The sequence below is a fragment of the Salinivibrio sp. IB574 genome (assembly GCF_001996205.1).
Taxonomy (GTDB): Bacteria; Pseudomonadota; Gammaproteobacteria; order Enterobacterales; family Vibrionaceae; genus Salinivibrio; species Salinivibrio proteolyticus.
Map to the genome: position 1 here is coordinate 37,485 of NZ_MUFN01000018.1, position 12,078 is coordinate 49,562.

The 12,078-nt window shown below is 50.7% G+C and carries 6 protein-coding genes; 4 read left to right on the forward strand and 2 right to left on the reverse strand.

Annotated features, from left to right (window positions below; translation table 11 throughout):
- Positions 1–323: 323 nt before the first annotated feature.
- Positions 324–2,168, reverse strand: coding sequence for an SUMF1/EgtB/PvdO family nonheme iron enzyme (locus tag BZJ17_RS10270; protein WP_077640643.1), 1,845 nt, complete (start codon positions 2,166–2,168; stop codon positions 324–326).
- Between the two features lie 540 nt (positions 2,169–2,708).
- Between BZJ17_RS10270 and BZJ17_RS10275 the strand changes: the two genes are divergently transcribed.
- The 4 genes from BZJ17_RS10275 to putP all read left to right on the forward strand — a co-directional run bounded on the left by BZJ17_RS10275 (position 2,709) and on the right by putP (position 9,110).
- The gene (locus BZJ17_RS10275; RefSeq protein ID WP_069586778.1) at positions 2,709–3,482 is read left to right on the forward strand and encodes an AraC family transcriptional regulator; all 774 of its coding nucleotides are present in this window, start codon (positions 2,709–2,711) and stop codon (positions 3,480–3,482) included.
- Positions 3,483–3,714: 232 nt separating this feature from the next.
- On the forward strand, positions 3,715–6,828 hold the full coding sequence (putA, locus tag BZJ17_RS10280; RefSeq protein WP_077640644.1) for a bifunctional proline dehydrogenase/L-glutamate gamma-semialdehyde dehydrogenase PutA: 3,114 nt from the start codon (positions 3,715–3,717) through the stop codon (positions 6,826–6,828).
- A gap of 27 nt (positions 6,829–6,855) precedes the next feature.
- A complete protein-coding gene (locus tag BZJ17_RS10285; protein WP_077640645.1) occupies positions 6,856–7,566 on the forward strand; it encodes an aldehyde dehydrogenase family protein in 711 nt (236 codons plus the stop codon).
- A 47-nt stretch (positions 7,567–7,613) separates the two neighbouring features.
- Positions 7,614–9,110, forward strand: coding sequence for a sodium/proline symporter PutP (gene putP, locus BZJ17_RS10290; RefSeq protein ID WP_077640646.1), 1,497 nt, complete (start codon positions 7,614–7,616; stop codon positions 9,108–9,110).
- Positions 9,111–9,184: 74 nt separating this feature from the next.
- Here the strand turns inward: putP and BZJ17_RS10295 are convergent, their stop codons facing one another.
- Positions 9,185–12,025 (reverse strand): ligand-binding sensor domain-containing diguanylate cyclase, encoded by a 2,841-nt coding sequence (locus BZJ17_RS10295; RefSeq protein WP_077640647.1) that lies wholly within the window; start codon positions 12,023–12,025, stop codon positions 9,185–9,187.
- Positions 12,026–12,078 lie beyond the last annotated feature (53 nt).

The following is a 12,078-nucleotide window of genomic DNA, read 5'->3' on the forward strand; positions in this document are numbered from 1 at the left end:
TTTATCGGGACAAATACTGTTTACGCTTGCCACTATATCCAGAAGCCTAGACGTTGGGTAGGGGGGATTTGACCCATTGACACAAGATAAAGTGACTTTACTTAAAGATTGTGGTTAAGATCAATCTATGCTGCAAAGTGTAAGTAACTGATAAACGCTTTCTTAACCAGTGTATTATTCTGCTGTTGATTTGGCTGGGTTATGGACAGTCGTGGTACGTCGGCAAGTCGTACCGTGCGGATGATGCTTACCGATAAAGTAAGCAGAAAAAAAGCCGCTTGAGAAAGCGGCTTTAAGGGACTTAGATACTATCGCTTGTCAGACTAGATTTTTCTGATCACGCGGAAACCAAGGTAATTAGCACTCATATTTTCGCCGACGTCCAAGCGTTCTGATGCGCGAGCACGTTGCGGTGAAAAGTTCCAAGCACCACCACGGGCGATTGGCTCTTCACTGCTTACCCATTCCCAGACATTTCCGGCTGTGTCATAGACGCCAAAGGGGTTGGGCGGGAAGCTTTTAACCGGTGAGGTTCGTGTGTTTGACCACACTGTACCGCTCCAGCCTGTGTTGGCGTTGCCGACACCAATTTCGTTGCCCCACCAGAAATCGCTGTTTGTGCCGCCACGGGCCGCCACTTCCCACTGCACATCGTTCGGCAGTGCGTAGTTATGGCCGGTTTGTTGGCTGAGCCATTTGGTATAAGCATTGGCATCTTTCTTGTTCACACAAACAACGGGTGAATCTGCGGCTTGGTCAAAACCAGGCTGACGCCAGTCGGATTCCAAGCTTTGGCTGATCTCACCACTAACCAGCATATTACAACCATTACCTTGTTCTGCAGCGGTGACATAACCGGTCGCATTCACAAAAGCATCAAACTGCGCCACGGTGACAGGCGTCGAGCCAATCGCGAACGAGTGACGCACAGCAACGTTTTCTCGTGCGTCTGGGCCGACTTTGTATTCACCTGCGCCAATAACCACCATTTGCGGGGCTTCAAGGTTATTGGATACAGGGTCAGTAAACTTTTTTCCCGGGCTAGGTGGACGGTTAGGTTGCTCTTCGAGCTTGGCCCAAACGACCTGATCTTTGCCCAGATAAACTTCGCGATTGTATGAGACAAACCCAGGCTTGCTCACCGTCAGTTCATGGGTGCCAACAGGAAGCATCAGTTCAACAGGTGTGCTGCCATAAGACACGTCGTTAATTTTAACGCTGTCGTCATAACGGTTAGAGCGAACAGTGACATTGACCCAGCGTTTTGCTTGTTGCTTATGCTTGGCTTGTTGCTGCGCTTGTGTGGTTTCAACACAGTAGCGATCTTCCAGATCTAACAAGCGACAGGCTGCTGTTTTACCCGGGCGACTGACGAGTTCCGCTTTAATACGGGTGGTGTAGTCGGTGCCACCGGTAAAGCCTGCATCAACCACTTCACTGTTAGTGACGTGAATGTTGAAAGCAACTTTATCGATGTTTTGCTTCACCGCCGCCGATTCGGTGACAAAGTCGGTGACTTGGCCACGGAATTCGCGAATGGCTTGTTGCATTGTCAAGGTCTTACCTTGATTCGCACAAGCGGCAAGCGTCATATTGGGCGCACAGGTGACACTATGGACAACCTCAATGGTGTCTTTTTGTGTCAACTCTTTACGCAAGCGCTCAGCCCGAGCTTCACGCATGGCCTCGTGCAGGTTTTCCAACGTAGTGGCTAATAAAGCCTGCTGGCGTTCTTGCTGCGCGAGCAACTTTTTCTGCTCGATAATCGCTGATTCGTTCGCAGCTTGTTCCTGTTGATGGTTATTAACCTTTTGCCAAGCCTGTTGGTACGCTTGCTGATAAGGACCAATGTCGGTACTTGGGTCAGCAATCAAGTCTTGAAACTTGGCGTCTAGCTGGGCTTTAGCCTCACTACGTTCGCGTTGCAGTTGACTTAGCTCGTCATCTAACGTGGCGCGTTTAACTAAAAGGTCATCAAGCTTCGCCTGCTGCAGGGCCAGCTCATCGTTTTGAGACTCCAGCACATCTTCTTTTGCGCGAAGTTTCTCAACCAACTCACTGACCGGATCGATGTTATCCGCGGAAGACGCGTTTTCAGCGAACGCCAACTCGGTTAGCAGTAGGGGAGGGAGCGCTAAACATAGCGCCTTTATGTATTTCGTTGTCATAGTTCCCTTGCTTACGCATGTGTCGCAATAATAATACCTATGTCCAAAAAGTAGACTATCACGGAAACCAGTGTTGCCACGCAAACCGTGTTAATTATTTGACGGCAGTCAGCATTCTGCGACGTGATCGGTGCAACTGTGTTCATTGTTTTTAATATCCACGCGAGATTACCTTAAGCGCCGCCGCGCTTCAAATAAGATTGTGTGACGACGCGTGTGACGGAACCATGATCAAGGCCAAGATCGCCATTGATCGCCTCGAAACGATGATCAAGAAGAGAGGTTTCTCATCGCATCGCCTTTAACCGCTTTATAGACAGTAGCTTAGCAGCTGACACTGTCATTGTTTTGTTGTCTTTTTTGTTCTTCTACGCTGATCTATTAATCAAAAATGAGGGATCTTCCGCATTTTTTTAGTCCAAATGACATCGGCCGTAAAAATAGAGGTTCTTGATCATAGTTCCGAAAGATGATGATCGCGTGCTACTGATAATCGTGACAAAATAATGCGACATAGGTTAACGGTGATAGTGACGGTCAATGGCAAAGACGCCGAAAGTGTCTGAAGTGATAGCGTTACCCAGCCAGCAATTGCACCATAGCCATGATTACAAACAAGTGGTGATAGGGCTGCAAGGACAAACGGAATTTGATGTCGGTGGGCGAGGAAGCCTCGTTGGCCCGGGACAGGGGTGCTTGGTAACAGAATCCGAAGAGCATGCCTTTACCGGTGTGGGACGCAATGAAATACTGGTAATTAACCTACCGTATCAAGAATGGGTTGGGCATGCGTCGATGCATGACAACATCGCTCGTCTTTTTGAACGTGATGCGTATTTTCAGCTCGACACTCAGGCTCAGACCTTAATTAAAGCGTTAACGGCAGAAATGATAGCCAATCCAACCGATTTATTGCTCAGTCGAGCGTGTGCCGACACCCTGATGTGTGTGTTGCACCGCCATTTTCGTGACCACATTTCACCACGACGAGACGGTCATCGGCTCAACATGGATATCATCGACCGCTATATTCACCAACATATGAGTCGCAAGATTACCGTCGCCCAGCTGGCTGGTAGTGTTTTTCTTGCAGAAAGCCAATTCCATCAACTGTTTAAAGAACAAGTCGGGATGACTCCCCACCAATATGTGTTGGAAAAGCGGTTCGCGTTGGCAAAGCAACTGATTAAAGAAAGTGATTTGACGATGGCGCAAATCGCTGACAGCTGTGGCTTCTCCAGTCAAAGTGGGTTTACCAATGCGTTTTCACGCTATTTTGGTGTCTCGCCCGCAAAGTTTAAGTTGACTCCTTAGCGTTTGTTCACAACGCGATCTCGTGTCTATTTTTATCGCCGCCATGCGTCCTATTTGTTATGGAGGCATGGCGATCGACAGCTTTATTTGTTAATTACCGGAGGATTTTGCAATAATGCCGGAGCTTTTTGTAAGACCCTGACGATAGACCCCGCATAGAATCGATCGCCAAGTAACAATGACGTAACATTTTCCTGCCCGAGTTGGGAAGGACGTGAGTGAGGATACCACTATGTTTAAAGCCATCGATGCTATGCAGCCATCGTTTATCGAGCGTCCGCTAGCGCAGATTTGGTCTGAAATATCGCCACTTTACTGTGTTGATGAAAGTGAATGGCTAACCCAATTGATCCCTCTTGCTGAGCCGTCAGAGACAGAGCGTGAACAAACACGCCGCCAGGCGACCAAGCTCATTGAGCAAGTCCGTGCGGATAAGAAAGCCGTGCAAATGATTGATGCGTTGTTGCTGGAATACAGCTTGGACACACGCGAGGGCATTTTGCTGATGTGTCTAGCAGAAGCACTGATGCGCATTCCTGACGCGCATACCGCCGATGCACTCATCCGTGACAAACTTAGCGTTGCCGATTGGAAAGCACACTTGCGTCATTCTGACTCACTGTTTGTGAATGCCTCAACGTGGGGGCTGATGCTAACGGGCAAAGTGGTGACCTTGGATGAGAGCACCGAAGGAAAACCTGCGTCTGTGATCAATCGTTTAGTGAATAAGCTCTCTGAGCCTGTGATTCGTCAAGCGATGCATCAAGCGATGAAAATCATGGGTCACCAATTTGTGCTGGGCCGTGATATCGACGAGGCGTTAAAAAACGGTGAGACGCCGCGTAGCCAAGGCTTTACCTATTCCTTTGACATGTTGGGAGAAGCGGCCCTAACGGCCGATGATGCGCGCAAGTATCTCAATGATTATTTACAGGCCATTGATGCGGTTGGCGCGGCAAAATCGAGCTACTCAGGACCGTCGCCGTCAGTCTCTATCAAGCTTTCTGCGCTGCATCCACGTTATGAAGTCGCGAATCAAGATCGTGTGATGACAGAAATGTTTGAGACGGTATTGGTTTTGCTTAAACGTGCACGAGAAAAAGATGTCGCCATCACCATCGATGCCGAAGAAGCCGATCGTTTAGAGCTGTCTCTGGCTTTGTTTGAAAAACTCTATCGTGACGATGCCGTTAAAGGGTGGGGCAAGTTTGGTCTCGTCGTCCAAGCTTATTCTAAGCGTGCGTTACCTGTTATCACTTGGCTGGCGGCGCTGGCGAAAGAACAAGGTGATTTGATCCCAATGCGATTGGTGAAAGGTGCGTATTGGGACAGTGAAATCAAACTGTGTCAGCAAACCGGTCATCATGGCTATCCGGTATTTACCCGTAAAGAAGCCACCGATGTGTCCTATTTAGCGTGTGCACGTTTCTTGCTGAGCGATCACGTGCGTGGCCTCATCTATCCTCAGTTTGCCAGTCATAATGCACATACTATCGCGGCGATTGCGGCAATGGCGACCCATCAGGATTTTGAATTCCAACGCTTACATGGCATGGGTGACGCCTTGTATAACCATGCCAAAGGCCTATTTAATAGTGATGTGCGCATTTATGCACCAGTGGGTAGCCACAAAGACTTGCTGCCATATCTTGTCCGCCGCCTGTTAGAAAACGGCGCCAACAGCTCTTTCGTTCACCGTCTCGTTGATGCCCGTTGCCCTATTGAGGATCTGATTGCCAGCCCTGTCGATATCTTGCGAGGGCATGCGACGCTGCACAATGATCGCATTCCGCTGCCGAGTGAGATTTTCGGACCGACCCGTCAAAACTCCCAAGGCGTTGCGACGGACATTGCATCTGAATGGCAACCATTCACCGATAGCGTTGCGCCCTTTATGGGAGATTACCAATGGCAAGCCGGTCCGATTGTGAATGGCGAACGACCATCAGGTGATACCCACGCTGTGCATGCTCCTTATGATCGCAACGAAGTGGTAGGGCGTGTGGATTGGGCTACGGCTGAACAGGTTAACCAAGCGCTGGATAATGCGGCGAACGCTTTCCCTGAATGGCAAAAAACCGATGTGAGCGAGCGTGGTAAGTACTTACTTGACCTTGCTGATAAACTAGAAGCGAATTTAGGCGAGTTGGTGGCTATATGTCACCGAGAAGCAGGGAAGACTATTCACGACAGTATCGATGAAGTGCGCGAGGCGGTTGACTTCTTGCGTTACTACCCGCAGCAAGCGATGGAACTCCAAGCGGCTCCGTTTAGTTACCAAGGCTTTGATGGTACCCAACAATCGGTGAGCTACCACGGACGCGGTGTTTTCACCTGTATTAGCCCATGGAACTTCCCATTAGCGATTTTCTTGGGGCAAGTGAGTGCCGCTCTGGTTGCAGGAAATACAGTGGTAGCTAAGCCTGCGGAGCAAACCTCGATCATTGCTTACCGCGCTATCGAGTTGTTGCTTGAAACCGGGCTCCCTGCGGGCGTTATTCAACTCTTGCCGGGTAGTGGACCTGTGGTGGGTGCCCCCTTGACGCAAGATGCGCGTATCGCGGGTGTGGCCTTTACGGGCTCGACGCCAACGGCGCAGCGTATTACGCGTACCTTGGCAGAGCGAGATGCCGACCCTGTGCCTGTGGTGGCAGAAACCGGCGGTCAAAATGCCATGATCGTCGACAGCACCGCCTTACCCGAGCAAGTCGTTCGTGATGTATTGCGTTCAGCATTTGCGTCGGCGGGTCAGCGTTGTTCGGCACTTCGCGTGCTTTATATCCAAGAAGATATCGCCGATCGAGTGATTAGCTTGATCAAAGGCGCAATGGCTGAACTGTCTGTTGGACGCCCAGAATTGCTGTCGACGGATGTTGGTCCAGTCATAGATCAGACCGCGAAAGACAAGTTGTTCGCGCATATCGAACAAATGAAACGCAGTGGCAAGTTAGTCACGCAAGTTGCGCTCTCTCCTGAGTGTGACCAAGGAACCTTTGTGCCGCCAACGGCCTTTGAGATCCGGAGCATCGATCAGCTCAGTGAAGAGCACTTTGGTCCCATTCTTCACATTGTGCGCTATCGCGCTGAAGAGTTGGACAAGGTGATTGATGACATTAACCGTACCGGCTTTGGCCTGACGATGGGCGTACATAGCCGCAATGAAACCACCTGTGCGCACATTGAACACCGTGCACGCGTTGGCAACTGTTACGTCAACCGTGACCAAGTTGGTGCTGTGGTTGGCGTTCAGCCATTCGGCGGTCGTGGTTTATCAGGCACTGGCCCGAAAGCCGGTGGCCCGCATTATTTGTATCGCTTCACTCAAGCGACGGTGAATGCCCAATAAGTCGGTTGAAAGGATCAGGAGAGAAAAATGAACCAATTAAATAGCATCATTGAGCAATGTGAAGCGGTATGGGAAGACTGGAACGATCAAGGTGTCGCAGGCCGTGTCGCGCTATTGCAGCGTTGGTCTGACACAGTGTCAGCACGAGGTGAAGCCTTTGCAGACGCAGCAAAAATGATTCGATTTCAGTGTGATAATGCCGAGCGTTTGCTCGATAAAGTACACGAGTTACCTGGCCCAACCGGGGAAACCAACGAGCTGTATACCGTTGGTCGCGGGACGTTTGCTATCACAGGTGATGCGTCGTTGACGCACGTCACACTGTGTGGGCAGTTAGCGGCTGCGTTGGTGGCAGGTAATTGTGTGGTGGTGAGTGTAGAGGGCACTCACACCGATATGGCGGATGCCGTGTTGGCCGATTTGGTCAAAGCAGGGTGTCCGGACAGGGTGGCCATTCGTGTTGACCTTGATACCAATGCGCCGCTCTTGGCGCATCCCAATATTGTGGGTTTAGCGACGACAGGCACGCTTACACACGTACGTGATGTCAATCGTCAGCTTGCACAACGACAGGGTGTGATTGCAGCTCTGGTCGCAGAGTCCGATACCCAGCTGTATCCGGTTATCGGCGCGCCTGACTATGTGCTGCGCTTTGTGACCGAGCGCACCCGCACAATTAATATCACTGCTGTAGGTGGTAATGCCACGCTTCTGGAACTCGGCAGTGGTGAACATTAACTTTCCAGAGATGGCCCCGGAAGGGGCCATGTAATTGAGGGACAGATATGATAGACAATAGCTATGCCATCAGTGCCACGTTTCTTGCATATCTCATACTGATGCTTGTCATTGGTATATATGCGTATAAACGTACCTCCGACTCCGAGGATTATTTTCTCGGTGGCCGCTCATTAGGTCCTTGGCCTGCGGCACTGTCGGCCGGTGCGTCAGATATGAGTGGTTGGTTGCTGCTTGGCCTTCCTGGCTATGCCTATGCGGCTGGAATGGAATCACTTTGGTTAGCAGGCGGTTTGCTGTTGGGGACCTACCTCAACTGGCTGATTTGTGCCAAGCGCCTGCGTACGTACAGTATTGAAGTCGACAATGCATTGACATTGCCTGAGTTCTTCTCGCGTCGCTTTGAAGATAAGTCAAAGCTTCTGCAAACGATCTCGGCCTTCTTCATTTTGCTTTTCTTCCTTTTCTACACCAGTTCAGGCTTGGTGGCGGGTGGTAAACTCTTTACTACCGTCTTTGGCTTTGATTACACCACCGCGGTTGTGATTGGCACGATTTGCGTTGTGTCCTATACCTTGTTTGGTGGTTTCTTAGCCGTCTCTTGGACCGACTTGGTTCAAGGTCTATTAATGGCGGCAGCTCTACTGATTGTGCCCTTTGTTATTATGGATGGCAGTGTTTTCAAACTGGGCAATGATGTGGCCGCGATCAATCCTGAGCTGATGACACTCTGGCGCGATGTTAACGGTGAACCGCTGACGTGGATTAGCATCATCTCGCTGGCTGCTTGGGGCTTGGGTTACTTTGGTCAGCCTCATATCTTGGCTCGTTTCCAAGCGACGCGTTCAAACAAAGACATCACCACAGCGCGTCGCATTGCGGTGGGTTGGTCTGCGTTGTCGATGTTTGGTGCGGTGTTGATCGGTTTGGTTGGGATTTTGTACGTACAAAATGACATGACCGGTGATCTGAAAGACGGCGAGAAAATTTTCATGCTGTTGGTGAATGCTGCTTTCCATCCCGTCATTGCAGGTATTCTGTTAGCTGCTATTTTGGCTGCGATCATGAGTACCGCCGATTCACAGCTACTGGTTTCTTCATCGGCATTGGCAGAGGATTTCTATAAGCAAGTATTCCGTCCTGACGCGTCCACACAAGAAGTGGTGATGGTAGGTCGTGGTGCTGTGATCTTGCTTTCTGCGATTGCGCTAGGGCTTGCGATGGATCCAGAAAGTTCGGTACTCGGCTTGGTCTCCTATGCGTGGGCAGGCTTTGGTGCTGCTTTCGGTCCGGCCTTGCTCCTGAGCCTTTTCTGGCGTGGAATGAACCGTAACGGTGCACTTGCTGCCATCTTGATTGGTGGTATCACCGTGGTTGTTTGGAAGCAGATGTCGGGTGGCATCTATGATTTGTATGAAATCGTCCCAGGTTTCTTCTTTGCTGGTCTAGGTGCGATCATCATCAGTAAACTGACCGGTGGTCCAAGCGAGTCTGTCTCTAAGCAATTTGAAGGATACGAGAAAAGCCTAGATACCATGGCGTAATCGTTGACGGCATGAGGCTGTAATGAACCATGAACAAGGGAGCGTCAAACGCTCCCTTTTTTGATCTCATCGCTTTACCGAGCAGTCGACTCACTCTTGCTTTGGCGGACACAATTGCGGCCATCACGTTTCGCTTTATACAGCGCCTGATCGGCGCGTTTTAGACCATCGACATAGTCACTGGCTTGCTGATTACCCGCCATGCCAATGCTGACCGTAATCGAGAGCGTGGTGTCAATATCAGACAGGTCTAGCGCTGCGATTTGGCGACGCAGGTGGTCGAAATAGCTGAATCCGTCGGCAACGCTGCCAGCAAACAGCAGAGTAAACTCCTCGCCTCCCCAGCGAGCCACATGGCGTAAGTGTTTTTGTTCTTGATTTAGAAACGCGCCAACACGCTGAATAATCAGATCGCCCACTAAGTGGGAGTAATGATCATTAATCCGTTTGAAGTGGTCAATGTCCAGAATAGCGACCTGCAATGGCTCGCCAGATTCACGTGCTTGGTCAAAGGCATGATGCCAATATTCATCAAACGCACGACGATTCGCCAGCCCGGTGAGAGGGTCTTCTTTGGATAACCGTTCAAAGTCATCGGCTTGCGCTTGCAGCGCTTGCGTTTTTTCTTCGACCAGGGCTTTAAGATGAAGTTGTTTGTGTTTCAGGCGTTGAATTTGCCACAAAAAGATGCCGTACGCTGCACTCACAAAAAGAAAAAAACCAAGTGCCCGCATATCAGAGCGTTGCCACAGCGAAGGCTCTAAGGTGAACTGGTAACGCAGTACATCGTCACTCCATTCTCCATAAGGGTAGCGAGCACTTACTTTAAAGGTATAAATCCCCGGCGACAGGTTAGTGTATTCCGCATCATGACTCTCGTGCCGGTAGGCCCAATCAAGCTCAAACCCCTCAAGCTGGGTGCGGTATTGGATTTGTTCTGGCATCGAGTAGCCGAGCGCAGCGTAAGAAAAGAGGACGCGATTGGTACCCGCTGGCGCGATATCATTGGCTTCGGGGTTAATATCTTTACCATCAAATTGGACTTGCTGCATCACGATAGGCAGTGGGCGACTGAGCAATCGCGCAATCCGCTCCGGACTCACACTGGCCACGCCTTTGGCGGTTGCAAACAGTAAGGTGCCCTCTGGTGTTATCGTCGCTGCGGGTGACGAGCCGCCATTGGCTTGGTTATTCGCCATGCCATCGCTTTGATCATAGTGCTCAAAATCGATGCGTTGGCGCGTACCGTCAGCAACTTGATGCGCTTGTTGATAGTTAATGCGCCAAATACCACGGTTACTCGACAACCAAAAATTATCGCTATCATCTTTGATGATTTGGAAAAATTTATCGATCGGTAGTCCCTGCGGGCGACCAACAAGCGCAAGGCTTCCATCGGTTTGCGAGTAACGAATCACGCCCCGGTCGGTTGCCATCCAAACAAATCCCGGCTCAATATAAAAGCCGAAGACATACTGAGCTTGCTCTTGTTGTGAGAGGTCAAGTGTGTGGAGTTGACCCGCTTCAATATAGCTGACCCCGCGTCCGGTTCCTACCCAGACTTTACCTTGTTCGTCGCTCGCCAATGCCATGACATAACTGCCGGGCATATCGCTATTCTGACTATCATAAAGCTGGGCTAGGGTCCCCTGATTGAGCTTTGCCAATCCGCGAGGAGTACCAACCCATAAGATGTTATCAGGCCTTTCTAAAATTGCCCGTACTTCTTCATCTGGCAAGTGGCCATTGATGCCGCGCGGCGCATGCAGCGTGCCGTTTTGCCAAACCTGGAGTCCTTGCTGGTAGGTTCCTACCCAGAGCCCACCTTGACGGCGATGAGCAAGACTGAGCACCGACACATTATCCGCCAGCGTTCGAGCACTGCCGTGCTGTGTATCAATCAGGCTAAGCCCTTCACTCGCGCCCGTCCATACTTGATGGTTTTTGCCTGCCAAGACAGTACGTACGTAGTTTCCTGCCAACCCTTGGTCTTCGGTCAGGGTGACAAAGGGGGCATAGCGTAAACGCATTACCCCGCCGTTAGTGCCAATCCAAATACTGCCTTCGCTGTCTTCAAACCAAGATAAAATGCGATTGTTAGGCAACCCTCGATGATTGTCGAGAAAGTCGAGTTCGCCATCGCTCAGGTGGGCAACGCCACGACTCAGCGTACCAAACCAGTAGGCATCCTGACTGTCTTGCTCTACCAGAGTGACGGCTTGGTTAAGCAAGGCGCCATCGAGTGGTGTCCACCGCTGTTGTTGATAGCGCCAAGCGCCATGCTCAGAGCCGACGAGGAGAGCACCGTCGTTAGCGGTAGAAACGTAGAATACTTTTTCGAACAGGTTATGATGAGAGATGGGCGTGGCACCCTGCTGCGCCGATAAGAGATAAACCCCTTTCTCTGTGGCGGCATAGATATGCTTGTTGGGCGCTAACGCGAGACGATAACTACTGATTGTCTCGATAAAGTGTGTGGGCCGGGGAGTAGGCATTTGCAACTGTTCAGCCGTGTAATGGACAACGCCCATGCCTTCGATAGCGAGCCAGAGGCCGCCGTCAGCGTCACGTAGAATATCGTTCACTAAACTGGGTGCAGTCGGTAAAGAGTGCCATGAAAACCCCTGTCGCATCACCACACTGCCGCGTGCGCCACCCGCGTAGAGCTCATTTTTGGGACCAACCGCGAGTGCGCGGGTGCCGGAATCTTGCATTTGGGTTTTGGGGCCGCGATCGAAAAGAACAAACTCCAGCCCGTTGTAACGGGCAATGCCTTCCCACGTTGCGAACCACAGGTAGCCATCTGTGGTTTGTTCAATCGCGTTAATGCTATTGTGAGGCAGACCACTTGCAGAGGTCCACGTTTCGATAAAGTAATCGGATAGCTGGTTATCATCGGCGTGACTTTGGGTCATCAAGCCGAGAGAAACGAATAGCCAACTACACACGAAAAGTGTGAGTGTGTGGC

Bases quoted from the DNA above. Each gene is read 5' to 3' on its own strand.
- BZJ17_RS10270 (WP_077640643.1), bottom strand. From the start codon at position 2,168: ATGACAACGAAATACATAAAGGCGCTATGTTTAGCGCTCCCTCCCCTA.
- BZJ17_RS10275 (WP_069586778.1), top strand. From the start codon at position 2,709: ATGGCAAAGACGCCGAAAGTGTCTGAAGTGATAGCGTTACCCAGCCAG.
- putA (WP_077640644.1), top strand. From the start codon at position 3,715: ATGTTTAAAGCCATCGATGCTATGCAGCCATCGTTTATCGAGCGTCCG.
- BZJ17_RS10285 (WP_077640645.1), top strand. From the start codon at position 6,856: ATGAACCAATTAAATAGCATCATTGAGCAATGTGAAGCGGTATGGGAA.
- putP (WP_077640646.1), top strand. From the start codon at position 7,614: ATGATAGACAATAGCTATGCCATCAGTGCCACGTTTCTTGCATATCTC.
- BZJ17_RS10295 (WP_077640647.1), bottom strand. From the start codon at position 12,025: ATGACCCAAAGTCACGCCGATGATAACCAGCTATCCGATTACTTTATC.